This window comes from Nostoc sp. PCC 7107 (genome assembly GCF_000316625.1).
GTDB lineage: Bacteria > Cyanobacteriota > Cyanobacteriia > Cyanobacteriales > Nostocaceae > Nostoc_B.
On the sequence record NC_019676.1, the window covers coordinates 3,639,331 to 3,664,571 of the forward strand.

The window sequence follows — 25,241 nt, forward strand, 5'->3', positions numbered from 1 at the left end:
AACAAATGACAAGTGACTATAAAAGTGTATCCATCAAGTTCATTACCCGAATTGCGTCATCAGATATGACAAGATGATCTAATTCATCTGTCATTTGATGCTCTAGTAATCCTTTGAGGGCAATAATTTTGAAGCTATTTTCGACCTGAGCATGAGCGATCGCTTCCGCTGCTGCCAAATACCCAATTGCACCCAAATCCCCTAAGACAACGCGACGTAACTTCAGATCACCTGCTGCCAACATCTGCACTAACCTTTCTCCGTAGATAGGGTTTTGTGTGAGTTGGTACATAGCTCTGGCGGCGGCGCATTGTACTCGTGGTACTGGATGCTCTAGGAAAGGCTGAATGAGTGGAATTGCCTCAGTAGCGCGAATGGCTCCCAAGGCTTCGATAACTGCTTCGTAGGGCTGGGTTAGGTGGGGGAGTCCCGCTACTTGCACGGCCTCGGCAACACCACCATCTAACATTTTGATCAGTGCTGATGCAGAAGTGCGATGGGCTACGCCCCGCCGGAGGCGATCGCGCAGCATTGCCAAAGATTGGGCTGCGGCTTCACGCACATAGAAGTCAGAACATTCTAGGCATTCAATTAAGTTTGGTACTGCTCTAGCATCGCCTAACTTACCTAATGCTCTAGCTGCATTTCGGCGCAGCGGATAACCTCCGAGTTCTGTCCTATCGGCTTCATCTTGTAATGCCACAATTAAAGCATCTACAGCATCTGCTCTGTTAACCCGGAACTTGCCCAGCCACCAAGCTGCATAATAGCGGAGACTTAAATCTGGTGATTGCAGGTTAGCGATCGCTAATTCTGGTGTTAGCTGTGGCGTGTTCTGGGCGGGAAATTCTTCCCCACTGGGTTCTATCATTACCAGGGGATTATTCCTCTTCAGCAGTTAATGGCTCAATCTTGATGATTTTGCCACCCAGACGGGTAATTCTTTGGTATTCTTCATTCATCCGGCTGTATGGCACTGTAATAAATACACTACCGCTATTGCGAATATTGTATTTATTTCTGTCAGTTTCGGAGTTTTGCCGCAAGCCTACAACTTCATAACGAAATACCCGACTAGCAGATGAAGAAACGCTACTAGCACCGAGTGTGGTTTGACCGAACATTACTTCTATATCTCCTGTTTGGTTGTAAACTCCCTATTGCAGCAATCTAAGCTGGTGTAACGCTGGCTATTTTGCCGCCTTGCTTATGAATTTGCTGAATTTTGTCAGAAAGCCGTTCGTAAGGTACGATAAAAGCCGTGCTGCTTCTTCTGATGCTGGGATAGCCGGGACTGCGAAGTCCTGTAACTTCAATACGGTAAACACGATCAGCTTGTCCGACAGCGTTACCTAAATTCCGCTTGGGAGCTAGATCTGCTGTGGCGCGGAAACTCCAGTTGTTATTACTGCCGGATGGGCCAACAATTGAAGAAGCTAGATTGCTTGCTAATTCCCGTGCTAGGCGTGATTTTTTCCCTTCTACTTGGGCGCGATCGCTATTAGCATAGCCTCGGTATAACCTAAATATCCGGTTAAAACCTACTGTCTTTTGCCCTGGTTGAGTTTCAAAACCACGATAATAAGGTACAATGCTATCACCAAAATTGTTTTGATACTCTACAGAATCAATGTAAGAGTCAACTTCAGCGTCGTAGCCTTTGTTTTGGTACAAGTCGAGGTGATAAACAACTTCTGACTCATCGTAAGGAGCGCGACCCAACAAATGTTTATAGTTGAGTTCGATCAAACGAGTTTGGAAGCTGTTATAGAAAAACTTGGTTTTGTAGAGTTCTGATTTGGCAACGCTACGCACAAACTCCCGCACTGTCAGGTTTCCGTCCCGCAGGAGTGATTCTGCGCTTACGAGGCGTTCTGATGCCATGACGTAATCATTACCCAAGACTTGCCGATATACGGCACGAATCACGGCTTCGACTTCTTCTTTGCTGGCGTTGGGGCGCAGTTCAACTCTACGTGCTTCGCTGTATGGCTCTGTCCCTAGCCTAGATGCTGCTGTTGTAATTGCCATTTTCTATCCCCCTATTGATGTTCGGCTGTTTAGAACCGACTGCTTGCTGAAATAAAGCCTTTTATTTATTCCCACATAAAAACTATGCCCGGGGCTAGATCCAACTGCTAGGTGATTCCATCCAGCACTTGCATCCCTCCCCGGGCAAAAAACTATCTAGCTGAGAGCGTTGATAGCGTAGTCGATGTAGGTGTTAGCTTCGTTAGCAGCTTGACCAGACAAACCATGATTTGCTTTGATGTGCTTCAGAGCTTCTACATACCAGCTAGGAGACAAATCAAAGGAGCTGTTGATTTCAGCCAAACCAGCAATTAAGTATTCATCCAATGGGCCAGTACCACCAGCAACTAAGCTATAGGTGATGATCCGTAGGTAGTGACCAACGTCACGAGCGCACTTGGATTTACCACGGCTGTCAGCAGCGAAGTTAGGGCCGGGTGTTTGGGTGGTGTAAGGGAATTTTTGGTAAACAGCTTGGGTTGCACCATCGATCAAGCGTTGAGCGTTGGAGGTCAAACCACGAGCAGCTTCTAAACTAGCGGCAGCACGTACATAACGACCGTTAACAGCTTGCAATTCGGTGTTGCCTAAGAAACGTCCTTGGGTGTCAGCAGCTGCAATAGCTTCGGTAATTGGTGTTTTAACCATCTTTTCAAATCTCCTTGGTATTTTTTAGTCTTTTTACCTAGTTGCCTAATACTTGCGTATTAGACTTTGGGACTGCTATTAACCAACAGCAGCAGCAGCACGATCAAAGTAGCTTGCTACTTCGGAGATCAATGCACTGCAATCACCTTTGGTGATACCGTTAGGATCGTTAGCGATCGCAACAGCCGCGTCTTTCATCTTCTGAACGCCAACAGCTACAGAAGAACCAGGTGTACCTAGAGCGTTGTAGGTTTCACGCAAGCCGTTTAAGCAGCGATCATCCAGGACACTTGCATCACCAGCTAAAATAGCGTATGTTACATAGCGCAAAATGATTTCCATGTCGCGCAAGCAAGCAGCCATGCGACGGTTGGTGTAAGCGTTACCACCAGGAGCGATCAATTGGGGTTGCTCTTCAAACAACGCACGAGCAGCGTTGGTAACGATAGCAGAAGCGTTGCTTGTAATGCGGTTAACAACATCTAAGCGCTTGCTGCCTTCTTTAACAACGTTAGATAGAGCATCTAATTGTTCGTTGCTTAAGAATTCGCCTCTAGCATCAGCTTGAGAAGTTACCTTGGTGAATACATCTAATGTCATGGACTCTAATCTCCTAATTCCTTAGTTGAGAGATGTCTCGATTAAAACTGGTAATGTTTTATCAATTTTGGTTGGGATGGAACATAACAGACCAAGTATCTCTTTGTATTTTTGCTGCCTCTCAAATTTGCCTGTTGATTCATAAAAAAATTATGAGAACCAGGTTTGGTTTTATGAGAAACGAGCAAGCTTTACGAATTGACTGCCTTGTTTATGTTCTGTCTGTTATTTACCCCTCCAGCTTATGTTTATACAACGCTATAGATCCTTTATTTGTTACAAATTATGAATAAATAAGTTGCAGTCATAAGAACCCCTTCAAATCCTTTACATACAAGGACTGTACCTGAGAAAAGTCCAGATTTTTTGTTACACAACTTCATGATTTACCAATTTTTTCGTAAATTATATCCCGTTTAATATTTTCTTAATTTTTCTAGAACCCTTACCAAGCAAGATATTGCAGTTTTACACCAGTTTTCGCATCCGGATGGTTATTGTGAAGAAACATAAAATAAATATTTCGCAACATTTTTGTGAGTGGTTGGTTTAGGCTCAGGGGATGATTTGTATGAGTCGTTTCTAGTTTGTTATTTGTGCGCTTTTCCTGACTCCAAGGCCAAGACGATGCGAGATCGCACGACGTTATCGGTTTCCCCAGCGATCGCAGTTTGTAAAGCAACTTGGGTTTCGGAGGTGATAATTGCTTGTAAAGATACCGCCGCAGCATAACGCAATCCCCAATCTTCAGGGTTAAGCAAAGCCCAAATGAGCTTTTCTTGAACAATACCAATAACTTCTGCATCGGGAGAATTCAGAGCAATTTTGCCTAATCCTCTTGCAGCAATCCGGCGCACATTCCCTTGGCAATGATTGGCGACAGTTGTACCCACAACTTCCGCTAATACATCCAATGAGTCTGGAGAACCAATTTGAGCTAAAGCCTGAATAATATGGGCTTGCAAACCTTGATCACAAGAAGCTTTGTAAGCAATAATTAACGGTTTTACTGTCGAATTTCCCAGCTTCACTAACACCTGTACAGCAGCAGCCCTCACCGTTGGATGATGATGACTCAAAACAGCAATTAAGGCGTTAATAACCTCTAGCTCTGGTATTTCACTAACTGTGATTGCTGTAATTGCGGCAATCACGGTTTCTGGTGTACTGGCATGATTGATTTGTGAAATTAATTTTTCATTCATAAAAAACTGCATGGCAAAAAGGACTGGTGATAGAAGTAAAAGGTAAAAGGTAAAAGAGCTATAAAAATATTTTGCCTTTTTACTTTTTATTTTTGACTTTTAATTACCAATGTCGAAAATTAACTTTTGAATTTTAAAGTTGAATTAATAAATCATCTATCGTTTGAAAAATCAACAACGCAATATCTTGTTCATAATTATTACTCTCCAAAAGTGCTTCTAAAATGCGCTTTAAGTTCAGCAGCTTCAAACTATTAGGAACCTGCGCTGTTAATATTGCTTGTATAGCTTGTTGATGTCCAACTGCACCTAAGTCAAAAACCGCAGCCCAACGTAAATACATATTGTCGTGGGTGAGATTTTTAACAATACGTTCGATGTATTGGGGTTCCTGAGTTAAAAGATACATATATCGAGCCGCAGCACATTGCACTCGTTCCGAAGGATGTTTTAAAAATGCTTCAATTTGTGGCTGTGCTAACCAAACTTGGAGCGTTGCTAATGCTTCAATTAAAGCCTCATAGGGTTGTTCTTGAGTGCTTTGCAAAAGATTGAGTAAAGGAATTACCGCTCTTTTGTCACCAATAGCGGCTAAAGCAGCGATCGCCGCTTCTCGCAGACGCAAATCTTCGTCACACTCTAACGCTGTTACTAACGCAGGTACAGCTTGGGGATTTTTCAATTGTCCTAAAGCGCGTGCAGCTTGACGACGCAACGGATAACCCCCCAATGGGATGCGATACCGTTCATCAAATAAAGCATCACATAACGCCATACAGCCCGCTTGCACTTGATGTTTACCTAACCACCAAGCCGCATAATAGCGAATTTGATTATCATCACTAGATAATGCAGCGATCGCTGTTTCTGGCGAAAGAATTGGTTCGGCGGTGTTAGTGGTCATGATGAAGTATGGGTATAAGGGATTAAGGGTGTAGGGGTGTAGAGATTTTTACACTCTTATACCCCTACACCCTCACACCCAATTTCAAGGATTATCTGCTGAAATTACTCTATTACACTTGCGAAATGCTGACTATTTTACCGCCACGCTTGTGAATTTCTTGGTATATAGCTGAGAGGCGTTCATAAGGTACGGTGTAAGTCTGACGACTGCGGCGGACTGCGGCTTGAGAACCGATTTTACCAGCGATCGCTTCAACAACGAACATCCGGCCATCTCCTTTGGCAGCCGAACTAATTAAAGTCGGTGCTTCTGAAACAAAACCTGTACCTGCGGAAGTTGGTGGCAAAATTCCATTAGCCAAATTCAATGAAATTTTCGTCCTCAGACGAGAATTTTTCCGCCCCATTTGGGCATTATCACTGTTACCACAACCGCGATAAAGTTCCAATATGCGGTTAAAACCTACCGTTTTCATTCCGGGAATTGACTGAAATCCATGATGATAAGGAACGATAAAATTCCCAAAAGCATTATTATATTCTGGGCTATAAATGTAAGACTGAATATCTGCGTCATAGCCACGAGCAGCATATAAATCTACATGAAAAGCAATCTCTGATTGATCGTAGGGTGCGCGTCCCAGTAAGTGCTTATAATTTAATTCAATAAACCGCACTTGAGAGTTTTGATAAAAAAAGCATTCTTTGTAAAATTCAGATTTTGCTAAAGTCTCGACAAATTGCCGGACACTAATTTTGCCATTACGCAATAAAGCTTCAGCACTAGTAAATTTTTGGCTGGCATATAGTCCCTGACGACCGAAAATTTGTTGATAAGCAGCCCGAAATACTTTTTGTAATTCGTCTTCAGTCCAATTTTGTCGTAACTCAACTTTAACGCCGATTTCGTCTCTGATGCCTAGCCGTTCTGCAACTGAACTACTCATTTTAACAATTGCTCCTGTTTAAATTTTTGTTCGCAATAAATTTGGGTTTTTGGTAGTAGAAAAATGCCGTAACTAAAGTAGAAAACTAGTCTAGTTATTCAGCAATACTCTATTTCCAAAAACCCACAAGTTTGTATTAGCTTAATGCGTTGATTGCATAGTTGAGGTAGATGTTAGCTTCACCGGCAACATCACCATTTAAACCATGATTGTCACGCACAAACTCAAGAGCAGCTACATACCAACTAGGAGATAAACCCAAAGCACTATTGAGTTCACTCAACCCAGCAACTACATATTCATCTAAAGGGCCAGTACCGCCAACTACACAACAATAACTAATGGTGCGGAGATAGTGATCAATATCGCGTACACACTTAGATTTCCCTTCGGGTGTAGACGCATATTGAGGTCCACTCATTTGAGTTGTGTAGGGGAATTTTTGATAAACATGATTTGCTGCTGCTTCTGACCATTTTTTGCCATTATTGCTAAATGCTTTGGCAGCATCTAAACCTGCACGAGCGCGGTTGAAACGACCAAATACTGCTTGCATTTCGGTATTACTGAGATAAGAACCGCGCACATCAGCAGCAGATATCGCTTCAGTTAAAGGCGTTTTCATAATTCTCCTAATCTCCTCGATTTTCGACTAATTACTAACAACCAGTTGGCGAAAAATTTGCCCAAAAAATTTATTAAACAACAGCACTAGCAGCGCGATCAAAATAGTTAGCCAATTCAGCTATCAGTTGACTACAATCACCTTTGCTAATACCATTGGAGTTATTAGCAATTTCGATCGCTGCATCTTTCATTTTGTGAATGCCTGAAGCTACAGCATCACCAGGAGTACCTAGAGCATTGTAGGTTTCGCGGAGACCATTCAAGCAGCGATCGTCCATAATGCTGGCATCACCCGCTAGTACAGAATAGGTGACATAACGTAGAATAAATCCTAAGTCACGAATACAAGCAGCTTGATTACGGTTATGGAAACAAGCACCACCAGCATTAAAAATTTGCGGACGTTCAGCAACTAAAGCCCGATAGGCATTAGCTACAATTGAAGAAGCATTACCATTGAGTCGGTTAACTATATCTAACCGCTTATTACTATCAGCAACCATTGCTGATAATGCGTTGATTTCTTCACCAGTAAGATATGAACCTTTTTTATCGGCTTGTTCAACTACTTTGGAAAAAGCGTCGAGCATTTTCTATTCCTCCTAAAGGTCATTCATTGCAGATATTTGATTAAGGCTATAGCAATTAATCTATTGAAAAAACTTTATTGCATCACAGAATAGATATTTCAAATTATGATTTGAAATAACAATAATTTTGCGGCAATCAACTATTCCCAAAAACAGCTAATTTTGCTGGTTTTTCTAATTGCTTTTAAAACCTTGTTCGTATTTTATATATTGGTTGAGTTACTTTATTCTTAAGTTTTGTAAAATAGTGTTACCCCATACATCTTTTTCGCTAAAGTATTGCTCTACAAAGCTTTTGCTGATGCTAAGTCAATATTTGCTTTACAATTAAACATTTTTGGATATATTACTTCATACAGTTTCTCAGCTTTTTTGAGCTAAGTAAAAAATACAACTTATATATCAGGGTTTTCTGACAGTATGACTTGTGGATGTGTTTTAGCACAGCAGGAATCAAGCTACTACTCAATACAAACTAAAAGCTGAAAATTCAAGCCTTTTAACTTTTAAGTTTTTATTTTTCTCTTTCATTGAGTGTTAGTAGTTTTTGAAAATTTTTAGATAGAATCTGTAACATATATCACAATATTTAATTTTTATTAGCTAAATAAAATGATTTTAATTTTAGGTAGCAGATATATTCTTAATTTACTTATAACTTTTTGTTTATGAGCATTTCATCCAGCATTGCTATTGCTTACTGCGATTTTTGGCAAAAATCAATAATGTAAGCTTTTGTAAAGCAACGTGAAGCAAAGTTAGAAAATTCTTTCGATTTTTTTAAAAAGAGATTGCTCCTCTGCGGCGCAAAACTTCTAGTAAGGTTGTAAAGCTTGGAGGTGGTGGTGCTGTTACCTCAATCCAATCTTCGGAAATAGGGTGCTGCAATTTTAGCCGCCAAGCGTGTAATGCTTGACCGGGAAGATTTACGCCGACAGAACGACCAGAACCATAAACAGGATCACCAACAATGGGATGTCCGATTTTGGCACTATGGACTCGAATTTGATGAGTACGTCCCGTTTCTAATTGAAAGTGAATTAATGTGTAGTTACCCAAACGCTCTAATACTTGCCAATGCGTAACTGCTGCGCGTCCACCTTCTTCTACAGGGACAACGGCCATTTTTTTGCGATCTTGGGGATGGCGACCAATGGGGAAATCTATCTTACCACTTTGAGTTTTTGGCGCACCGTAAACTACGCCTAAATATTCTCGCTGTGCGGTTTTAGCTTGAAGTTGTGCTTGCAAATGTTGATAGGCGATGTCAGTTTTGACAATAGCGATCGCACCTGTTGTATCCTTATCCAATCGGTGGACAATTCCCGGACGTTGAACTCCGCCAATACCGGGAAGGTTAGGACAGTGTGCCAACAAAGCATTTACTAGTGTGCCATCATAATGTCCCGGTGCAGGATGGACAACTAAACCAGCGGGTTTGTTGAGGATAAGTAACTGATCATCTTCATAAAGAATATCTAGAGGAATATCTTCCGCTTGTAGCTCTAGGGGTTGCGCTTCTGGTATTTGTAGAGTTATGCGATCGCCTGCTTTCACATTCACCTTCTTAGATGTGCAGACTTGATCGTTAACTTGCACATTACCCTGTTCGATAAATTGCTGAATGCGAGAACGAGAAATATCTGGTAATTCTTCCGCAAGATAACGGTCTAAACGTTGACTATTTTCTGAAACTTGTAAATTAAATTCTGTCTGCATCGAAAATAAGGTTGTGGTGAGTAGGAAATAAGGACAGCTAAGGATGATGACTGGGTAAGACTTAATATCTCACACTTCATACTTCATGCAGTTTCACTTTAGATTGTTAACTAGTGAATTTTAAACTCCCCAATAGGGGAGTAGTAGGTTTATGATACTGCTTGCACTGCTTTCTTTAATTCCTTGAACATCAGCCGTAGACCGTAGGCAGCAGTTTGTGAGATGACTAAATTACCAAAGCCTTTTTTGACCTCACGCTGTTTCACGCCAGGGGCAATGTCACCGACCGCCATTGATGTAGTTAAACTCATCTGCATAGTTTGGAGTGTGAGGTTAAGCGTCGCTTCCATCTGTGGCTGCAACTCTTTTGAGACCATAGGAAGTAGGTTTAACTTCAGCGATCGCTGAAATTCTTTGAGTGCCTGTTGCTGAAGTCGAGCCACAGCTTTTGTTTTCCACAGTTCGGGATTGTCCTGAAATTGAGCTTTACGCTGATCGTAAAATTCCCCCAATTTCTGGCCAAACTCGTTTTTTGGCCTGGCTTGTTCGGGAGCGATAATGTCGAGTATCCAGAGGTAAAGCTGAGAACGACACAATTTAGAACCGGCTCCAGTATTCATGGTTTCCTTATCACCGCTGGAGTTTTCATCTTTGGCCATTCCCAGCCGCCGTTTAAATCTACCAAGAGATTCAAATTTTGTGATCGGGTAAATTTGGCTGATCAGTAATGCCTGTGGTTTGATACCGATACCGAACATAGTCATAACTCGACGGTAGGGGATAAATTCACCAGAGTTCAGAATTTCTAAAATCTCATGTTGAATTTCTGCTTCCCAGTCATGCAGGTCACACACCATACCAGCTAATTTTCTGGTAAAAGTGGTAATTCCCACGCCATATTTTTTAGCAATGGATTTTTCATACAGTTTGTCATAGTAACTACTTCCTCGCTTGAGGGTACGCTCTCGCCCCGCAAGCCAAGCCCAAAGGGGAAGCGCACCATCTGAGGCAGATGGCTGACTTTTATTAAGTGCAGCTTCAGGAAATTCCCTGGCTAACTGTTGCCTAGCACGGTTGATGACTGGTGATTGAATCTTATTTAAAGATTGCAACTGTAACCACAAATGGCGCATTTGTGCCACCTTACCCGCTTCAAATTGCAGGAAAAAATCATCATCATCCCAATGAAGTAAGGCGTAGGCTGCAAGTGCTAGAGCGTCAGCTTGGTCATTTTTATCTGGGAGTTTATTTTGTTTACGGTAGTGTGTTGCTTCCGCGTGTCCTACCCACAAAACCTTAATTCCTTCAGCCTCACAAATGTGTGACCAAATCCAAGAATAATGAACTCCAGTAGGTTCCATAACGACAGCATCGGGCTTTAGAGCTAATAATTTATTGACCCCATCAGCGTTAGCTTTAAATGTTAAAGGGTCATCATCTTTCGGACGTTTATTATCTCGAAAGTGGCTTCTAAAGTTTTTAGGAATTGATGTTAATTCCCAAGCAACTACGCTGTTTTTACACACATCCAAACCAACTATTTTCATTTGTCAAGGTTCTGTTGTATGGGTATTTATTTGCAGCAAAAACTGTGCTAAAATGAGTCACGAATCACCCAAATTAGTGTTAACAATTCACTTTTAAACTCAACACAGTCGGAAATAGTCAGCAGCAGTGGATTCGTGAAACTGAGAAACCTTTAAGGTCATTTCCGGGTAAAAATCCATCCTACTGCTGTTATTTCCCTCTACTTAAAAAGTAGAGGCGGATGAGTTTGCGCGACTCGTCCGCGACTCCCCAAGATTGGGGAGTTTCGGCTGTTAGTCAGACAGCCATCATCAGGCGAAATAATTACATATAATGTTCGTCATCATCGTCATAAATATCGCTATCTTCGTAATCTTGTTCAGTCACAACTTCAGATTCGACTGTGACAGCAGTAAGTAAATTTCTAAACTGTGGCATAGAAGGAGCAGTTGGGTTTAAACCCTGTGCTTTTAAAAATTCAGCCGTAGCATCCCATTCTTGACGTAATTTCTTAAGCTTGACTTCTAACTCTATACACTCGGAGCGGATTTTATTTCTCTCGCTGTAAAGCTCGTCAGCAGTTTTACCAACAATTCTTTTGGCTTTTTCTCTCAAATTACTGACAATTTCTTCGAGAGATTCTTCTTCTGCCAGTTCAACAGAGAAACCAATTCTCTCATTGCTGTAATTGCCAATTGAAATCAAAAAGTGAGCATGAATTGTTTTAATTTTCATAATGTCCTCCGATTTTTTGTGCGGTAATTACAACGTTGCTCTAATAGTCCTGTGGCATCTTCCCAACTTTGGATGAGGGTGGCTGCATCATCACCGTAAAATATTTGTGTATCACCGTTTTGCCATGTCACAACTGCAACACGGGTAGGTAAGTTCTCAAACTGAATTTGGCGAATTTGGGCCAGATTAATCCAGCCAGCAGCAGGCAATTTACAGCTAAACACTGATGGGGTATTGACTATGGTGTGCATTTTGGTAATCTGACAATGGTACAAATTCTGCGATCGCAGCGGCTTCATTCTCCTCACTGCGATCGCATCAAAAATGAGCGTTAGAAACTGTCAGGAATACCGTCATCCTCTGGCCGAGGTGATTTAGCCGCGGTTACTTGTTGTTGAAGTTCACGTAATTCCTGTTTGAGTCGCCTGATGCTTGCCTCATACTGGTCGCATATCTCTTCTCTGATTTTTCGTTCCACTGTTTCCATGACACGCGAGATTGATTCTTCTACGTCATCCCCTTCCTCTACTTCGGCAAATAGGGACAATTTCTTATTTTCGTAGTTCCCCAGGTTGAGAACCCGTTCATAATTAATGCTTTTGATTTCCATAGTTGGCGCTATCCTTGAACCTCTACAGGTTTGTCAAAAAGAACTTTAAAATCGGTTTTGGGCATATATTTTCGTAAGAATTTCAAATGGTCTTCTGCATCAGCGCGGTTGAAAAATCTGGCGACGCAGACATACGTTTCATCAGACTCACGACGGCAGAAAACCGCCCAATCTCTAGAATTGAGAACGTTGACAGTCATAATCTAAAATCCAAATTTTTGAAGAAAGCCAGCACAAACTAAACACAAGTGCTTGTGCTGGTGTGAACGGAACGATTTACAAAAGCTGATTATCAAGGAATCGCCAGTGAGGTGTTCACTGGCAATGATGAAAATTGTTAAAAGTGCCTTGTAAGATTTTTCGTCTAAATTGCCTCCAACTACTAAAGGACATGACTGTATAGGTGCAACTGTGAAGTGTGAAGCACCAAAGAATTTCTGTGTGAATTGTGAGTTTAGGTTGTTTCCGCTGCGGTGGCAATTCGCCTAGTGCTGCGGTGGTGGCTCCTGATTTTGCCCTCACGGGCATAAAAGCAATGTGAGGGGGGAGCGATTCTTTTCGTACGTGAAAAATGTATATCTTTATTTTTCACGTATGATATATTCTTGTCAAGAGCAGACGGCAATAAATCACGTATAGAAAAATAAATCACGTATAATTGACATGAAAAGTAAAGTAATAACCAATGGGAAGAGCCAGAAAGGTAAACCAGTCAGAGGAACTGGTAAATGCAACAGTCCGTATTCCGACCGAGGAATGGAACAAGATAAAGCAGAAAGCCAATCAGATGGGCATGACCAGGACGGATCTATTCAGGGCTATAGCTCAGGAGAAGATTTATTTAGCAGAATCGAATCCCTTATCACAGGAGAAGATTTTGATTCTGGAAAAGTCCTAGAAGCCCTTAGCCTAATCAGGGAAGCGCATCTATCCTATGTACGCGCACATAAGCAAAGACTTGAGAATAGGCTGAATGAGGCTAAAGAAAACGAAGTTGATTTTCTAAAATCCTGTGACCTGCTAGAGCAGAAAATCCAGGTTTTTATGGACAAAACAGAAACCAAAGATTAAACCGTCTTTACCTGTATTGGTGAGGACGGTTTTTTAATGAGATCGTGTTTGTTGGTGCTGCTGTGTTGTGCGATTGCCACTTCAATCAATCTTAGGTTTGCTTATGTCTAAACACAACAAATACGGGTATCTTCTGATGCTTGCACCGAGTCTACCCGTAGATGCTGGATTGATAACCTATTCAATCCAAGTTCATGCCAAATTTAACCGATTTGAAGAAAAAATTACTAGAGGTACACGAGATGCAGCTGCAAATTGCAAAGAAAAAAGCTGCTCTCATAGAAACACAATCAGCACTGGAAAAACAGATGCGAGAAGTATCTCAGAAACAATCCAGTCTGGACAGGTTGATGCAGCAGACACGGCAGATGGAGCTATCGCTGCAACAACAAATAAACAAGGAACAGCCAAAGAGAGAAACACAAATACATTCAGTAAGTTACAAACCTGCAAACAAGAAACTCCAACAAGAGTTACTTACTTTACTACACGGCAACACGGAGATTGCCACTCGCCTGCTACAACAGCAACAGAATCTCAATCCAGGGTATTCAGCCGACTGGTATTTAGAGAAAGTAATACACGACTTGAAACGCGATCGCCAATAACCAATCAATTGCGATCGCACTCAGCACTCAGCACTAAAGTTGAGCGATCGCAGTTTAATTGCCGCTGACTGAGTTAAAAAAAACATCAGCTATTTTTTAAAAACTAAAAACCACCCCGCGCGGAGTGGCTTGGATTTCTACCTAAACGAATTATGCCAGGAAATCAAACATTACAAAAGCTCCAATGGACGGAGCAAAATGACGCATTCTGCCTAGAAAATAAAATCGCCCCCGCTGCACAATTCCTATGGCGATACCTTGTAGCTGAAGGTTTGGGGACAGAAATAGAAATTGACCTCACCGACTTCAACAAACAAGTCACCAAACACCGAGGTAAAGGTTATTGTCGGCTGACCTTGAAAAATGCACTTGCCCAACTCGAACAGCACCGGGTAGTAAATATCATTCGGCAATACACATGGAAGATAGTCAAAATTGTTACTCGCCCCTTAGATTGGCTCAACCCGAAAAAAAACTTCCCACACCGAAATCAAAATTACAATTTACAGCCCTCAAATGATTTATCTGCTGTAGAGGGGGAGAGCAGCAGCAGCAATGATCATCTTAGGGACGAGATGATAGCCGAATGTGAAGAAATTCTCAGTGAATGCGAAAAAGCGGGTATCACATTTAACCCTGAACAATCACCAGAAATTTTAGAATACAGCCTTGAGGATGTGAAGAGTGCGATCGTACTTTTCCACAGCCGCGGCGGCCATGAAAAAGATTGGCGCGGTAGGCCAAAAATTTGTAACCCTCAAGGCTGGTTACTCAGTTGCTTGAGAAAGGGTTATTACCTGCTACCTGAGAGTTGGAGCTTTGGCGGGTTACTTGCAGCGCTGGGAGTCACATTATGATTTCTCAGTTAAGCCTTTTCAACCTTGACAACTACACCAACTACAACCCACAAGAAGAACCACCAGACCCAGACGATTACCAAACACTCGAACAATACGAATACGCCTGGAAGCAATGGGAGAAGAAATTCCCGCACCTGGTAGCCGAAACGACTGCTATGACTGTTCTGGAACAGGATACAACAGCCAGGACAATTATCAGTGATGACTCGCAAAAAATTGTGGGCGATCGCCAATTAGATGTTCTGGAACGTGATACCAATCACCCCGTTCCAGAACAAACCGTTCCAGAACATCTTCAATGGGTAGAAAAGTATTCCCCATCTAAACGGAAAGACAATCATTACTATCGCTACTGTTACAAGGTGAGTGGCAAGATTCAGCATCGGCATATTCCCGGCGGTAACGTGCGCTCATCAATTACCCTGGCGCGGAAACAGCACATCGAGGAGGCCATAGCTGATGGTCAAACCCCGTCCGAAATCGAAAAAATCATTCATTCCTGGCGTGAATTAAAAAAATGAAGTGTAAATTTCATTCATCCATGAAAAATGCGATCGCGCCACTACTCGGAAGCAGAGCGATCGCATTTGCTAGATGTTAATCACTAGAGTTATTTACTGGTGTCATTGTAAGGCATTCATCAACTTCATCCCAGGCATCATTGGACAAGCCTTCTAGTGTCGCCGCCAAATCACGGGGGTGTTTAAAATCCGCTAAAACGGCTCTAACGTAGAGTTCCTCAATTTTTTTGAATAGTTCGTATTTCATAAAGTAGCGATCGCCTCTCTAACATCGTCGTCACTGACCTCGATGTACTGGGAAAGTACTTTTAAATCAGTGTGTCCAGTGATTTTTTTAATAGTTGCTAGATTGATGCCTTTCTTAGCTAAATGCGTAATAAAACTCCGGCGGGTGCTGTGGGTGCTAATGCCCTTGGCTGATAATCCCGCTTTTTCAACGGCAGTACGTAAAATCGCATCTGCCCATCTCAAGCTAATTGGTTTGTCTCCGTCCCGGCATGGAAACAGGAATAATGAGTCATTGTCTGGTTTGTATGCAAGCAATAGCTCTTTTAAAACAGGATGTACAGGTACTTGTCTATTCTTCCGTTTGGCATTAGGGTTAGCTTTTGACTTGCTGTTGGGACTGGCTTTTCGTGTCCTGGCCCGAAAGTTAATATAATCCCTGGGTGTGCCGTTGTCGTCGTAGACATCAACTATACGCAGCTGTACCAAAGCACCCCAACGTTCACCCGTATACCATGCCAAATCAAAAAGTAGTTTGTACTTCCGGCTTCTGATTGATTTGCGAATTTTTGAATAATCAGTTTCGCTGAGAATAGCCGCTTGCCCTTCTCTGTCGTTTTTCATTCAGTTTATTTTTCCTCTTCACTGTTCCGGTTTAACCATGCTCAGAGGTTAAATCGGAACATTTCTTTTTTCAACTATTAACTAAATATCGCTCAATCGTAATCATGGTAATACTTTTACGCCATCAGTAATACTTCTGCTTTTACATAAAACTGGAAGATTTACGGTTAATTGAAAGCCGAACAAAATAGATTTATCACATCAAAATAAATTTTGCTTCATGGCGCAAATTACGGATCTAACTTGGCAGCAAATAGAAACGGCATCGACTCTCAGCGACCTAATACAAATCGACCCGACACACGGCGTAATGATTAAAGTTTCCGCACTACTAGCAAATCCCGTAACCGCTAAATCTGCCAGTGGTGTAGTTGAAACATTATTTGAATTACTAAAAATTGCCAATTCTGCACAAACAACCGTCAACGTAGGTCAAACAATTGGGGAGAGATTATCTGCATTTCCTCAACTAGTTAGCGGTACAGCTATCAATGGTTATGTACAACAATCAGCCCAAATAGTTGTAAGAACCCCACTAGCAACCAGTGGTATTAGTGGGGTTTCTAACTAAATGGCAGATAAAAAAAGTATATTTCGCAATGTGAACGTATTGCGAGAAATTAACGCAGAGAACACCACAGGAGTAGTTGATTTTTACCAGCCTGGATGGTTATCACCTGAAGATGTTCAAAATAATTTTAGATACAGTGGTTTTATTACCTCTCTGCGTTTAACAATTGACATTACTAGTATTAGTTCACTCGTTTCTATTCCAGTTGATAGTTTGGCGACTGATACTGAAATAGCAACAGCAACAGAAGAAACATTTACAGGTAATGCTAAAAAATGCTTGTGCTTTTATGCCAGGACAAGTAACACACCATTAATTAAAATTGCCGACATTTATTTATTTAATCAACGCCCTTACTATTACGTTGATTTGTTGCCTTACCTAACCAGTAACGGAACATTTGATATTGCTCCAGATACGATACTCAGCTATCAAATGCGTGATGCTGGATATGGTTTGTTATCAGGTGATGATAGATTAATTCTTCTGGGTACAGTCGTTGAAGAAGCGCCAGAAACACAATTAGAAAGTACAACGATTATTAATAACGGCACTAGTTCTAGTAGTGTAATTGACCTTTCATCAATTAACAGTGCTATTGCCACACTACAAACAAGCATTAATAGTATTAACGATTTATTAGGTGCGTAATATGCCGATTACTGTTGACGATAATGATTTTCCTGCTAGTTACGATACTACGCTGAATTTAGTACAAATTACAAAAACTCTTGCTCATCTTGTCAAAAAAATAACTGGTAAAACTGCATGGACAGATTACCCAACCAAAAACCTAGAAGAGTTAAAAGCTTCCATTGATAGCATCAATAGTATTTCAAGACCGCGTATTCTTTGGAAAACAACTCAGGCACAAAATTTTACTATTGGGACTTCAACGACAACACTATATACAATTACTATTCCAGCGGGTACTTGCTCTATTGATAGTATTCTAAAACTTTATGTAGATTTTCAAGGCTCGAATACTACTAATACAAGAACTTTTTATGTTAGCTGTAATAGTATCATGCTCACTACTATTAACCCAGCCCAAAATACATGGTATCCCTTTCGTAAAGCTATATCTTTTAATGGCTCACTCAGCCAACCTAGAACTAATGCTCTTGGACTTGGTGGATTCTCTTCTAATAGCGGTAGTTCTATTAATAGCTTCGCTGATTTTTCGCAAGAGCAAACAATATTAATCAGAGGTTCTGCATCTGTGGCGAATGAATCAATTTTTATTGAAAGTGGCTATTTGGAATTAATTTAGCATGGCTGATGTAACCTACGCCGAACCTACGCGACTAAATGATTTTAAGCCGAATCCATTTTTAAATATTCCAAAAGCGCCACCAGAATTACAGCAAAATTCTGCTAATACAACTTCTAGTCTAACTATATCCACTAAGAGTAGTAATATTTATGCTCAACCGCATAACCTACCACCTAGGCAGACAAACCTTCGTAATGATGGCAACTGGAACACCATTGATTTAACTCCCAAGAATAGAGGTGTTGATACTGTTTATGCTGAACGTGGTAGACGTTATGATTCCCAAGTTTGGACTATTAAAAATAATGGTACGGCTGGACTGACAGCCGGTCAAAGTTACTCGCGTGACCAAGCTTTTGCTGAACTTGCATATAATGGCGGGTTTTTAATTGATGGCTTACTTGATGGCTTCCAAGGAAAAAATGTAGCCAATGAGCAGTTAAGGTTTAAACGCTCAGGAACGGAAGATTTATCTTATGGTTTAGGGCAGAAAGTAGGCGACGAACTTAGGAACATTACAAAAGACGCAACAGACGGACTAAAGCGAACTAGAGACGAACTTTGGAAGAATCGCCCAAAATTCGAGATACCAGAATTTAAAATTCCTGAATGGGATATTGAATTTCCTGAAATTCCCCCATTTCCGAAACCTGATCCAATACCACCACCACAGCCACAGCCTAAGCCAACATCAAAACCCACATCTAAGCCAAAAACACTATCAGATAAAATCCGCGATATGGATTTATCTAAGTGCGGTGGTGGAACTGTAAGTGTTGCTTTTGTTGGTAAATCCAAATCCAATGATGATGGTTCATTGGGTTTTGAGCAATCATCAATTGATGAATTTTTTAGTGTATGGAAAATTAGATTCCCTGATGAAGATAGAACCAATGAGGAAATACTTACTAGCTTGGGTGGTGGTAATTTCCCTCAACTAATTGAAGATAACGGTATTTCTTACGCTCTTATTGTTGGGGGAGACGTAAAGCTTAATATTGATGGTTCTAGCGGTGAATTGAAATTTCCTTATTATCAGGTTTATACACAAACTGCTTTATTCGATGAAGGTGTTAAACCTGGTTCTATTCTTAATAGCTTAGATGCAAATCTAGGATTATCGATAAAGGGCGAGGCTTTCGATTTTAGAACAGCAGAAAGTGAAAAGATAGGCTGTTACATTCCTGAACCATACCCAGATAAATCACCACCACCAGAAGCACCACCACCAGAACCACCACCAGAAAAGGAATGTTGCAGAATGAGTTGCTGTCCAAAAAGCCCCAGTATTGATTACAGAACCATTAAAAAATTAATGGTTCAAACCATTAAAGAGCAGACATTTGCTTTAGATATTCCCATTACATCTTGTAAGTTTAATGATGAGACAAATAAATGGGAGCCAAAGACTTCTTATACTATCATTGAAGTATTTGCGACTAATATTAATCAAGCTAGACAATCGGCTCAATTACATATAGAAAATGCCAAGCAAGCGGCTGAATTGTGTTTAGCTCGAAATCAACAAGAACAAGAATGTAATGCAATAGCTTCCTTACCTGAGAGATATCAAATTCCGGTTGATGGTCATATTCCCCAATTAATTTGTTTATTCCGAGAAGTTAAAGAAGATGGGTCATTGGGCGATGATTATTACCCTATCACCATGCCACACCCAGCCAGCGACCAGCCACCTAACACCAATAATCCACCTTTACCAACCTATAAAAAAGGCAGTTGGGAAGGCATATTAACTCTCAAAGATAACAGTAAGGCTTTTGTAAATGCTGAAAGTAAAGAAGAAGCCGAGCGAATGTTAACCGAAATAAAATCAAAAATTCATCAAAACTTCTTAGAAGGTTCTTTTGAGAAAATTGGTCAACGCAAAGGACAACCACTTAAAGAAATTAACGTAAAGTTATTCAGATGTGACTATTACCCCACAGGCACTAAAAACGCTAAACCTCAATGGGTTAAATATTTCCGTGGCACATCATCAAATAATGATTAATTTCCCGGAGCCTTAACCCTTCCGGTCTAAAAACATTCATAAAAGCAGCTAGATTTGGGGAAATCGACATTTAAAAAGATTATGGCGAGAGTACCACATATCATCACAATTGAAGGTAAAAAGTATGCGGCAATGTTGCCTGATATATACAACGATATCAAAACAGTTGTTGGCATAGAAAAAGCACCGTCTCCAGATAATACTGACTACGCTGGGAAGGTTAACGTTAATCAATTTGTTCAATCTGGTGATTTAGTCCGTATTAGATGCCGATTGGAAAATAAAAAGGTTAAGAGCGTTCTTTGTGTCGCTGCTAAGTTTGCTAGTGCGATGGGTGGATTGCTATCTAAAAAAGTCGGCGGTGTCGATGTTCGGACAACTGGTATACAACGCCGCATGAGATTAGGCTAATTCATTTATCAAACATCGAATAAGGATAAATTAAAAATATGGCACTCCCTGTTTTACATAAAGTCACTATTGGGGAAGGTGAATTTTACCACATCAAAACTTCTGATGCTTATGATGGGCTGAAAGACCAAACAGGAATTGAGAAGGTCGCCGATCCAACAGGTACAGAAGAAATTATGCCTGTCAAAGAATTGCTCAGGACTGGTGTACTTTGGCGTATTGGAATTAGATATAAAGATTCCAATGGTAAGCGTAAATCTTCTCATTTATTGATTGTTCGTACTAAACTCACAGGAGTTTTTGGAACTGTCGCTGCTGGCAAATTAGAAGATAAAACATATAAAATTTCTGGCATCACTAAGGGGACTATTGAGCAAGTCGCCGGACGCAGAAAAGCTACATTTGCTTAATTTATGAGTAACCCAGTTTTGCAACTGGGTAATTCTGCCAATTGGCAACAGCTTTACTCAATTTCAAATAATGCTGTAACTTTGGGTGCTGGTACTGCCTTTGCACCCATTCCGCCTATTACGGTACCCGTTTTAATTGATAGTCACATTATTACTGTTTTGGTGACTTGTAATAGTGCTAAGGATACCTGGAATTTTGGCGGGTTGCTTTCGCAGAAAATCAACTTGGGTTTAACTGTTGGCGGATTACCTACTTCTGATGGTGTGCAAAAACATAAGCTTTATTTGAATCGCTTAACTTTGCTCACTTTTCCCCGTCTTACTAGTACCTATACTGTTGAGCTTGAGGTTCCTAAATGGTTTCGTCAGGTTTCATTAGTCCTTTGGCAGTACATTGGCTCTGTTGGTGACTCTACCGAAAATTTGATTTCTAATATTCAATCTGATTTAGCACGAATTGAATCTAAAATTGATTCGCTTTCATCATGAAAATTGACGTTAACAATCTCTTCACTGTTACTTCTCTTGCATTTATGCTCATTGGTGGAATTTATCATTTAGCTAGAATGGAAGCCAATATAGTCGCTAGAATCGGTTTGCTTGATAAAAAGCTTGATATCCATCTTACTGATTATCAGTCGAAGCATGAGCATTACGAATACAGAATTAATGATTTAGATAAGCGAATACAGCACCAGGGTAATCGGCTCAAGGATTGGATTGACCAAATTGTCACTCACTTGTCTGAGAAAAGCGGGTTTATGATTCGCGATCGCAAACTCTAGCATTTAACTCTCTGGGGATTCCGGGTAGATGATGTCATGTTGGGTAGAAGAAGGTAGCTGAGTCAGCATCAGCGTAAGTCCAATTTACACAAGTGGCATAGTTCATTTTAGCTTAATAGTTCAATAGTCAAAATTGCTAATCTTGTGCTGTTAAATTGGGAGATTTTACTTTGCATATTTCTTAGCCAAGATAGATTTCCCCATTTAACAGGTTTTAAATTCTCTCCAACCTGCGTAACATGATTAATTACCGTACTCCTTTCCCCTCTCCGGATACTCTGGTTAATTTCAGACAGTTGAAATCTTTAAATAATAATTACATTCATCTCTTCATAGTTTGTTTATCATAAAGTTAATACATTTTCATCCGAGAGTAGAAAATTAGATTAAACTACTATCTAGCATTGAGCTAAATTTAGACATGGTGCTTGTATTAACTACACTTTTTGAGTTTTTCCACAAGCTTTTGTTTATAGAACTCAGATATAGTGATGCGTCAATGTTTATCGACATATAAAAGCAAAACTTGTTTTTAGTGCTGATACCGCAATTACATTCTGCAAGTGTTGTCTAGAGTAGATTTTCAACTTTTTACTGAGATGTTTTTTCTTACTGAGTCCCAGTTAATACTTTTGCGAGTAAAACTTTTTTTGAGTAAGAATATACTTACATTAAGGCATTTTTCATTAAAAAGCTATCATCTCAGCCAATTTACACGTAAATTAATGCTAATTTTGCTACTGATGGGTTAAAGCCAATACTTCTAAATGCAAAATATGCTGTACTCTTAAACTAGCCAAATTATTGCCAGCGAAGAAAGCAAAATTGATGTTTGGATACTGTTTACAGACAACCAATTCAGTTATTTTGCTATTGAGCAATAGCTTAGTTTGGTATTTCTTAGTTAGATGTAGTTAGGGTGGCAATATCTTATCAGAGATTGACTACTTTAGAGTTAGGGGTAAAGAATCTCTGTACTAAATGAAATATGACCGCTATATTTAGCGGGATAGCATCTCTAAAATATTTTACTGTGAATGCCGGCTAGGGAATTCACCAATTTGACTTGCTGATATGTACTTATATTTAAAAATATTCCTATGACAACCCTCCCTATTAGTAGATATAGATTCTTTCAAAAAATCCAGCCGTTATCTCTTTTGAAAAAAATCACCAGTAAATCTGTGACTGGTTGTTTACAAGTGTTTAGCACATCTGGCGCATGGTCAATATATATAGACGAAGGTAAGTTAATTTATGCGTGCTACTCCGAAAAAATGTTTGAGCCGCTTTACCGGAATTTGCAACGTTTGAGTGAGCAAATTTCTACTCTACCTTGTGGTATTGACGCTCAACTTAGAGCCATATTTGAAACAGGCGCTGGTAGTCAAACCATTCCCAACCCAGATTATTTAGCAATTTGCTGGTTAGTTAATCAAAAGTATATTAGTCCAACAGAAGCAGCCTTACTCATAGAACAATTAGCCTTAGAAGTTCTAGACTCATTCTTGAACTTAGAAGAAGGGAGTTACGAATTCATCCCTGAAAGCTTTTTGGATGATATGCCTAAATTCTGCCATCTAAATCTCCGCTTATTAGTCGAACGATGTCAAAAACGGGGAAGAGATGGGGTTTATCAAGATAGTTCGCAATACACAGAAAGTAGCTCGGCTGAGGTGAACTACCAAGGGTTACATTCGTCATTTTTGCACACCAAACCAAAGCCTCAACCCAAACCTGAACCACAATTACCTAAAATTAACCGCTATCCATCACAGCCGGCTAACCTTGGCCATCATAATTATCAAAGTAATGCTTCTCCATCAACAGAGAAAAAAATCTACACCATATTTTGTATTGATAATAGTCCTGCTTTATTAAATGTCATTAAAAATTCATTAGATGAGCAAATATTTTCTGTACTGGGAGTTACAGATTCTTTAAAAGCTTTAATGGAAATTCTCCGCACTAAACCAGACATTATTTTATTAAACGTAGATATGCCTGATTTAGATGGTTATGAGTTATGCAGTTTATTACGCAAGCACGCATATTTTAAAAACACACCCATCATTATGGTGACTGAAAAAGTCAGCCTCATCGATAGAGCCAGAGCCACACTAGTTCGAGCTTCCGGCTATTTAACCCAACCTTTTACCCAAGGAGATTTAATGAAAATTATATTTCAACATATTATGTAATGCCATCAATTATGTTATTTTCCCCAAATTAAATCTAAACGTGATTGGGCTTTTTTAAGTGCTGCTTGGGGAGATTCACCCATCAATGAAGCCTCAATTGCTCGACCAAGACTGTCTGATAGACGATTATATCCAGCTAAAGTAGGTCGAGCGCGTGCCACACTCATTTGCTCTAAAAAAACTTTCATCCAAGGTCTTTGGTTAATATATTGTTGATAAGCGGTGCTTTGAGCAGTTTTGAGATTAACTGGCAAAAAACCTGTACCAATGGCCCATTCTGTTTGAAATTCTTCACTTAAAACATATTCTAAAAATTGCAGTGCAGCTTTCTCTTTCTCTGGTGTGGTTTTCATCAAATAAAGATTACCTGTACCTGTGACAGTTGCTTGGTTGACATCACTAGGTATGGGAAAGACTTGATAATCTGTCTTAGACTTGGTGATATAAGTCCAAGGGCCAGTGATTTGCATAGCTACACGTCCCTGAAGAAAAGCATCTTCTTCATAACCTCGTTCTGGAGGAGAAAGAATCGCTGAACCATCTTTTAATAAATCTTGCCAAAACTGTAGAGCATGAATTGCTCCAGGATGATTTAAATTAGGCAAACCATTACTGATAACCTCACCGCCACCACTAAATAAAAAGGGAAACCAACTAAAAACAGTCCATTCTCCCTTACCCATAGGCAGCAACATACCATATTGTTCTGGTTGCTTGTCACCATTGCGGTCTACAGTTAATTTTTTGCTAACTTCCCGCAATTCTTGCCAAGTTTTGGGTGTGTTGGTAATACCCGCAGCTTGAAATAGGGAGGGGCGGAAAAAAATACCTATATTACTTGTGTAAAGTGGTATTGACCACAAATGACCATCTAATGTTAATTCTTCTAAAAGGTTAGGGCTAATTTCTGACTTCAAAGACAATTTATCTAGCCAGTCTTCTAAAGGCACAATTGCTCCAAGTTCCACAAACTGACCTGTAACTTGGGGATAAAAGGAGAGAATATCTGGAGGTACTTGAGCAACAACTGCTGTGAGAATTTTTGGTAGTTGTTGATCTAGTTGACCAGCATAAATCGATTCTACCTGGACATCAACATGAGTCTGATTAAATTTATCTACTAACTTTTGAAATACATCCCGATTTATTGGTGGATTAATTCCCTGCCATAGTGTTATGTGCGTAACTTGGTTATTTTGTGGTTCTTTTGCCTGACAACTTGATAAAAAAATGAGGCTGACACTCAAGATCACAACAAAAAGAGGAACTTGCCAGATAGAACGAAGAAACTGGTGAATAATTTTAACCACAGCAAATGGAAAGATAGTAAATTTCATACCTATGAGGCTGTTCGTAAACGATGATGAATTAGCCAAAATTTGTTAATCAATGACCACAAATAATTAGTTATTCAACAAAAGCGGGCGATGGGACTCGAACCCACGACGTTCACCTTGGGAAGGTGACATTCTACCACTGAATTACACCCGCAAATATTCGCTGTTAGCTAAGTCAAAACTAA

Annotated in this window: 32 protein-coding genes and 1 tRNA gene; 13 read left to right on the forward strand and 20 right to left on the reverse strand. The window is 40.2% G+C overall.

Annotation, left to right across the window (positions count from 1 at the left end; genetic code table 11):
- Nucleotides 1-16: 16 nt before the first annotated feature.
- From NOS7107_RS15695 to NOS7107_RS15770, 16 genes are all read right to left on the reverse strand, one after another.
- Nucleotides 17-871: a HEAT repeat domain-containing protein gene (locus NOS7107_RS15695; RefSeq protein WP_015113940.1), complete on the reverse strand. Its 855-nt coding sequence runs from the start codon at nt 869-871 to the stop codon at nt 17-19.
- 10 nt (nt 872-881) lie between these two features.
- Nucleotides 882-1,124, reverse strand: coding sequence for a phycobilisome linker polypeptide (locus NOS7107_RS15700; RefSeq protein ID WP_015113941.1), 243 nt, complete (start codon nt 1,122-1,124; stop codon nt 882-884).
- A 46-nt stretch (nt 1,125-1,170) separates the two neighbouring features.
- Nucleotides 1,171-2,031 (reverse strand): phycobilisome linker polypeptide, encoded by an 861-nt coding sequence (locus NOS7107_RS15705; RefSeq protein ID WP_015113942.1) that lies wholly within the window; start codon nt 2,029-2,031, stop codon nt 1,171-1,173.
- A gap of 156 nt (nt 2,032-2,187) precedes the next feature.
- Nucleotides 2,188-2,679 carry a phycocyanin subunit alpha gene (gene cpcA / locus NOS7107_RS15710; RefSeq protein WP_015113943.1) on the reverse strand — a complete coding sequence of 164 codons (492 nt, stop codon included), beginning with the start codon at nt 2,677-2,679 and terminating at the stop codon, nt 2,188-2,190.
- A gap of 78 nt (nt 2,680-2,757) precedes the next feature.
- Nucleotides 2,758-3,279, reverse strand: coding sequence for a phycocyanin subunit beta (locus tag NOS7107_RS15715; RefSeq protein ID WP_015113944.1), 522 nt, complete (start codon nt 3,277-3,279; stop codon nt 2,758-2,760).
- A 590-nt stretch (nt 3,280-3,869) separates the two neighbouring features.
- Nucleotides 3,870-4,484, reverse strand: a complete 615-nt coding sequence (locus tag NOS7107_RS15720) for a HEAT repeat domain-containing protein (RefSeq protein ID WP_253274446.1) — start codon at nt 4,482-4,484, stop codon at nt 3,870-3,872.
- A gap of 133 nt (nt 4,485-4,617) precedes the next feature.
- Nucleotides 4,618-5,388 carry a HEAT repeat domain-containing protein gene (locus NOS7107_RS15725; protein ID WP_015113947.1) on the reverse strand — a complete coding sequence of 257 codons (771 nt, stop codon included), beginning with the start codon at nt 5,386-5,388 and terminating at the stop codon, nt 4,618-4,620.
- Nucleotides 5,389-5,500: 112 nt separating this feature from the next.
- Nucleotides 5,501-6,337, reverse strand: a complete 837-nt coding sequence (locus NOS7107_RS15730) for a phycobilisome linker polypeptide (RefSeq protein WP_015113948.1) — start codon at nt 6,335-6,337, stop codon at nt 5,501-5,503.
- A gap of 136 nt (nt 6,338-6,473) precedes the next feature.
- Nucleotides 6,474-6,962: a phycocyanin gene (locus NOS7107_RS15735; protein ID WP_015113949.1), complete on the reverse strand. Its 489-nt coding sequence runs from the start codon at nt 6,960-6,962 to the stop codon at nt 6,474-6,476.
- A gap of 73 nt (nt 6,963-7,035) precedes the next feature.
- Nucleotides 7,036-7,554 (reverse strand): phycocyanin, encoded by a 519-nt coding sequence (locus tag NOS7107_RS15740; protein WP_015113950.1) that lies wholly within the window; start codon nt 7,552-7,554, stop codon nt 7,036-7,038.
- Between the two features lie 780 nt (nt 7,555-8,334).
- Entirely contained in the window at nt 8,335-9,273 is a 939-nt protein-coding gene (locus tag NOS7107_RS15745; RefSeq protein ID WP_015113951.1) for an RluA family pseudouridine synthase, read from the reverse strand.
- Nucleotides 9,274-9,422: 149 nt separating this feature from the next.
- The gene (locus NOS7107_RS15750) at nt 9,423-10,820 is read right to left on the reverse strand and encodes a transposase (protein ID WP_015113952.1); all 1,398 of its coding nucleotides are present in this window, start codon (nt 10,818-10,820) and stop codon (nt 9,423-9,425) included.
- A 304-nt stretch (nt 10,821-11,124) separates the two neighbouring features.
- Nucleotides 11,125-11,535, reverse strand: a complete 411-nt coding sequence (locus tag NOS7107_RS15755; RefSeq protein ID WP_015113953.1) for a hypothetical protein — start codon at nt 11,533-11,535, stop codon at nt 11,125-11,127.
- A complete protein-coding gene (locus NOS7107_RS15760; RefSeq protein ID WP_253274447.1) occupies nt 11,532-11,834 on the reverse strand; it encodes a hypothetical protein in 303 nt (100 codons plus the stop codon). Before NOS7107_RS15760 ends, NOS7107_RS15755 begins: the two co-directional genes overlap by 4 nt.
- Before the next feature lie 32 nt (nt 11,835-11,866).
- Entirely contained in the window at nt 11,867-12,082 is a 216-nt protein-coding gene (locus tag NOS7107_RS15765) for a hypothetical protein (protein WP_157374040.1), read from the reverse strand.
- A gap of 71 nt (nt 12,083-12,153) precedes the next feature.
- On the reverse strand, nt 12,154-12,345 hold the full coding sequence (locus NOS7107_RS15770; protein ID WP_015113956.1) for a hypothetical protein: 192 nt from the start codon (nt 12,343-12,345) through the stop codon (nt 12,154-12,156).
- A gap of 556 nt (nt 12,346-12,901) precedes the next feature.
- Between NOS7107_RS15770 and NOS7107_RS15775 the strand changes: the two genes are divergently transcribed.
- The 4 genes from NOS7107_RS15775 (at nt 12,902) to NOS7107_RS27205 (ending at nt 15,205) form a co-directional block, all read left to right on the forward strand.
- The gene (locus NOS7107_RS15775) at nt 12,902-13,216 is read left to right on the forward strand and encodes a hypothetical protein (RefSeq protein ID WP_157374043.1); all 315 of its coding nucleotides are present in this window, start codon (nt 12,902-12,904) and stop codon (nt 13,214-13,216) included.
- Between the two features lie 103 nt (nt 13,217-13,319).
- Complete coding sequence (locus tag NOS7107_RS27355; RefSeq protein WP_157374046.1) at nt 13,320-13,892, forward strand: hypothetical protein; 573 nt, start codon at nt 13,320-13,322, stop codon at nt 13,890-13,892.
- Nucleotides 13,893-13,976: 84 nt separating this feature from the next.
- Complete coding sequence (locus NOS7107_RS15785) at nt 13,977-14,681, forward strand: hypothetical protein (RefSeq protein ID WP_015113959.1); 705 nt, start codon at nt 13,977-13,979, stop codon at nt 14,679-14,681.
- Nucleotides 14,678-15,205: a hypothetical protein gene (locus NOS7107_RS27205; RefSeq protein WP_015113960.1), complete on the forward strand. Its 528-nt coding sequence runs from the start codon at nt 14,678-14,680 to the stop codon at nt 15,203-15,205. The genes NOS7107_RS15785 and NOS7107_RS27205 overlap by 4 nt, the downstream gene beginning before the upstream one ends.
- A 76-nt stretch (nt 15,206-15,281) precedes the next feature.
- On the opposite strand, the gene NOS7107_RS28620 is transcribed toward NOS7107_RS27205, so the two are convergent.
- Together NOS7107_RS28620 and NOS7107_RS15795 are read right to left on the reverse strand one after the other, a co-directional pair.
- Complete coding sequence (locus NOS7107_RS28620) at nt 15,282-15,452, reverse strand: hypothetical protein (RefSeq protein ID WP_015113961.1); 171 nt, start codon at nt 15,450-15,452, stop codon at nt 15,282-15,284.
- Nucleotides 15,449-16,054 carry a site-specific integrase gene (locus tag NOS7107_RS15795; protein WP_015113962.1) on the reverse strand — a complete coding sequence of 202 codons (606 nt, stop codon included), beginning with the start codon at nt 16,052-16,054 and terminating at the stop codon, nt 15,449-15,451. Before NOS7107_RS15795 ends, NOS7107_RS28620 begins: the two co-directional genes overlap by 4 nt.
- 220 nt (nt 16,055-16,274) lie before the next feature.
- Here NOS7107_RS15795 and NOS7107_RS15800 point away from each other — a divergent pair, with 220 nt between their 5' ends.
- The 9 genes from NOS7107_RS15800 to NOS7107_RS15840 all read left to right on the forward strand — a co-directional run bounded on the left by NOS7107_RS15800 (nt 16,275) and on the right by NOS7107_RS15840 (nt 23,719).
- Nucleotides 16,275-16,625, forward strand: a complete 351-nt coding sequence (locus NOS7107_RS15800; RefSeq protein WP_015113963.1) for a hypothetical protein — start codon at nt 16,275-16,277, stop codon at nt 16,623-16,625.
- On the forward strand, nt 16,626-17,276 hold the full coding sequence (locus NOS7107_RS15805; RefSeq protein WP_015113964.1) for a hypothetical protein: 651 nt from the start codon (nt 16,626-16,628) through the stop codon (nt 17,274-17,276). It begins immediately after the preceding gene.
- Nucleotide 17,277: 1 nt separating this feature from the next.
- Nucleotides 17,278-17,898 (forward strand): hypothetical protein, encoded by a 621-nt coding sequence (locus NOS7107_RS15810; RefSeq protein WP_015113965.1) that lies wholly within the window; start codon nt 17,278-17,280, stop codon nt 17,896-17,898.
- Nucleotide 17,899: 1 nt separating this feature from the next.
- Nucleotides 17,900-19,912: a hypothetical protein gene (locus tag NOS7107_RS15815; protein ID WP_015113966.1), complete on the forward strand. Its 2,013-nt coding sequence runs from the start codon at nt 17,900-17,902 to the stop codon at nt 19,910-19,912.
- A gap of 81 nt (nt 19,913-19,993) precedes the next feature.
- Entirely contained in the window at nt 19,994-20,323 is a 330-nt protein-coding gene (locus NOS7107_RS15820; protein WP_015113967.1) for a hypothetical protein, read from the forward strand.
- A gap of 38 nt (nt 20,324-20,361) precedes the next feature.
- Complete coding sequence (locus tag NOS7107_RS15825; RefSeq protein ID WP_015113968.1) at nt 20,362-20,733, forward strand: hypothetical protein; 372 nt, start codon at nt 20,362-20,364, stop codon at nt 20,731-20,733.
- Between the two features lie 3 nt (nt 20,734-20,736).
- Nucleotides 20,737-21,222, forward strand: a complete 486-nt coding sequence (locus tag NOS7107_RS15830) for a hypothetical protein (RefSeq protein WP_015113969.1) — start codon at nt 20,737-20,739, stop codon at nt 21,220-21,222.
- Nucleotides 21,219-21,518 (forward strand): hypothetical protein, encoded by a 300-nt coding sequence (locus tag NOS7107_RS15835; protein WP_015113970.1) that lies wholly within the window; start codon nt 21,219-21,221, stop codon nt 21,516-21,518. Before NOS7107_RS15830 ends, NOS7107_RS15835 begins: the two co-directional genes overlap by 4 nt.
- Nucleotides 21,519-22,618: 1,100 nt before the next feature.
- Nucleotides 22,619-23,719, forward strand: a complete 1,101-nt coding sequence (locus NOS7107_RS15840) for a response regulator (RefSeq protein ID WP_015113971.1) — start codon at nt 22,619-22,621, stop codon at nt 23,717-23,719.
- A gap of 14 nt (nt 23,720-23,733) precedes the next feature.
- Here the strand turns inward: NOS7107_RS15840 and NOS7107_RS15845 are convergent, their stop codons facing one another.
- Nucleotides 23,734-25,056 (reverse strand): ABC transporter substrate-binding protein, encoded by a 1,323-nt coding sequence (locus NOS7107_RS15845; RefSeq protein ID WP_015113972.1) that lies wholly within the window; start codon nt 25,054-25,056, stop codon nt 23,734-23,736.
- A gap of 82 nt (nt 25,057-25,138) precedes the next feature.
- Nucleotides 25,139-25,210 (reverse strand) — tRNA-Gly (locus tag NOS7107_RS15850).
- Nucleotides 25,211-25,241 lie beyond the last annotated feature (31 nt).

What these genes read in the sequence shown, in the direction of transcription:
- NOS7107_RS15695 (WP_015113940.1), bottom strand. Translation starts at nt 871, where the DNA reads ATGATAGAACCCAGTGGGGAAGAATTTCCCGCCCAGAACACGCCACAG.
- NOS7107_RS15700 (WP_015113941.1), bottom strand. Translation starts at nt 1,124, where the DNA reads ATGTTCGGTCAAACCACACTCGGTGCTAGTAGCGTTTCTTCATCTGCT.
- NOS7107_RS15705 (WP_015113942.1), bottom strand. Translation starts at nt 2,031, where the DNA reads ATGGCAATTACAACAGCAGCATCTAGGCTAGGGACAGAGCCATACAGC.
- cpcA (WP_015113943.1), bottom strand. Translation starts at nt 2,679, where the DNA reads ATGGTTAAAACACCAATTACCGAAGCTATTGCAGCTGCTGACACCCAA.
- NOS7107_RS15715 (WP_015113944.1), bottom strand. Translation starts at nt 3,279, where the DNA reads ATGACATTAGATGTATTCACCAAGGTAACTTCTCAAGCTGATGCTAGA.
- NOS7107_RS15720 (WP_253274446.1), bottom strand. Translation starts at nt 4,484, where the DNA reads ATGAATGAAAAATTAATTTCACAAATCAATCATGCCAGTACACCAGAA.
- NOS7107_RS15725 (WP_015113947.1), bottom strand. Translation starts at nt 5,388, where the DNA reads ATGACCACTAACACCGCCGAACCAATTCTTTCGCCAGAAACAGCGATC.
- NOS7107_RS15730 (WP_015113948.1), bottom strand. Translation starts at nt 6,337, where the DNA reads ATGAGTAGTTCAGTTGCAGAACGGCTAGGCATCAGAGACGAAATCGGC.
- NOS7107_RS15735 (WP_015113949.1), bottom strand. Translation starts at nt 6,962, where the DNA reads ATGAAAACGCCTTTAACTGAAGCGATATCTGCTGCTGATGTGCGCGGT.
- NOS7107_RS15740 (WP_015113950.1), bottom strand. Translation starts at nt 7,554, where the DNA reads ATGCTCGACGCTTTTTCCAAAGTAGTTGAACAAGCCGATAAAAAAGGT.
- NOS7107_RS15745 (WP_015113951.1), bottom strand. Translation starts at nt 9,273, where the DNA reads ATGCAGACAGAATTTAATTTACAAGTTTCAGAAAATAGTCAACGTTTA.
- NOS7107_RS15750 (WP_015113952.1), bottom strand. Translation starts at nt 10,820, where the DNA reads ATGAAAATAGTTGGTTTGGATGTGTGTAAAAACAGCGTAGTTGCTTGG.
- NOS7107_RS15755 (WP_015113953.1), bottom strand. Translation starts at nt 11,535, where the DNA reads ATGAAAATTAAAACAATTCATGCTCACTTTTTGATTTCAATTGGCAAT.
- NOS7107_RS15760 (WP_253274447.1), bottom strand. Translation starts at nt 11,834, where the DNA reads ATGAAGCCGCTGCGATCGCAGAATTTGTACCATTGTCAGATTACCAAA.
- NOS7107_RS15770 (WP_015113956.1), bottom strand. Translation starts at nt 12,345, where the DNA reads ATGACTGTCAACGTTCTCAATTCTAGAGATTGGGCGGTTTTCTGCCGT.
- NOS7107_RS15775 (WP_157374043.1), top strand. Translation starts at nt 12,902, where the DNA reads ATGGAACAAGATAAAGCAGAAAGCCAATCAGATGGGCATGACCAGGAC.
- NOS7107_RS27355 (WP_157374046.1), top strand. Translation starts at nt 13,320, where the DNA reads ATGTCTAAACACAACAAATACGGGTATCTTCTGATGCTTGCACCGAGT.
- NOS7107_RS15785 (WP_015113959.1), top strand. Translation starts at nt 13,977, where the DNA reads ATGCCAGGAAATCAAACATTACAAAAGCTCCAATGGACGGAGCAAAAT.
- NOS7107_RS27205 (WP_015113960.1), top strand. Translation starts at nt 14,678, where the DNA reads ATGATTTCTCAGTTAAGCCTTTTCAACCTTGACAACTACACCAACTAC.
- NOS7107_RS28620 (WP_015113961.1), bottom strand. Translation starts at nt 15,452, where the DNA reads ATGAAATACGAACTATTCAAAAAAATTGAGGAACTCTACGTTAGAGCC.
- NOS7107_RS15795 (WP_015113962.1), bottom strand. Translation starts at nt 16,054, where the DNA reads ATGAAAAACGACAGAGAAGGGCAAGCGGCTATTCTCAGCGAAACTGAT.
- NOS7107_RS15800 (WP_015113963.1), top strand. Translation starts at nt 16,275, where the DNA reads ATGGCGCAAATTACGGATCTAACTTGGCAGCAAATAGAAACGGCATCG.
- NOS7107_RS15805 (WP_015113964.1), top strand. Translation starts at nt 16,626, where the DNA reads ATGGCAGATAAAAAAAGTATATTTCGCAATGTGAACGTATTGCGAGAA.
- NOS7107_RS15810 (WP_015113965.1), top strand. Translation starts at nt 17,278, where the DNA reads ATGCCGATTACTGTTGACGATAATGATTTTCCTGCTAGTTACGATACT.
- NOS7107_RS15815 (WP_015113966.1), top strand. Translation starts at nt 17,900, where the DNA reads ATGGCTGATGTAACCTACGCCGAACCTACGCGACTAAATGATTTTAAG.
- NOS7107_RS15820 (WP_015113967.1), top strand. Translation starts at nt 19,994, where the DNA reads ATGGCGAGAGTACCACATATCATCACAATTGAAGGTAAAAAGTATGCG.
- NOS7107_RS15825 (WP_015113968.1), top strand. Translation starts at nt 20,362, where the DNA reads ATGGCACTCCCTGTTTTACATAAAGTCACTATTGGGGAAGGTGAATTT.
- NOS7107_RS15830 (WP_015113969.1), top strand. Translation starts at nt 20,737, where the DNA reads ATGAGTAACCCAGTTTTGCAACTGGGTAATTCTGCCAATTGGCAACAG.
- NOS7107_RS15835 (WP_015113970.1), top strand. Translation starts at nt 21,219, where the DNA reads ATGAAAATTGACGTTAACAATCTCTTCACTGTTACTTCTCTTGCATTT.
- NOS7107_RS15840 (WP_015113971.1), top strand. Translation starts at nt 22,619, where the DNA reads ATGACAACCCTCCCTATTAGTAGATATAGATTCTTTCAAAAAATCCAG.
- NOS7107_RS15845 (WP_015113972.1), bottom strand. Translation starts at nt 25,056, where the DNA reads ATGAAATTTACTATCTTTCCATTTGCTGTGGTTAAAATTATTCACCAG.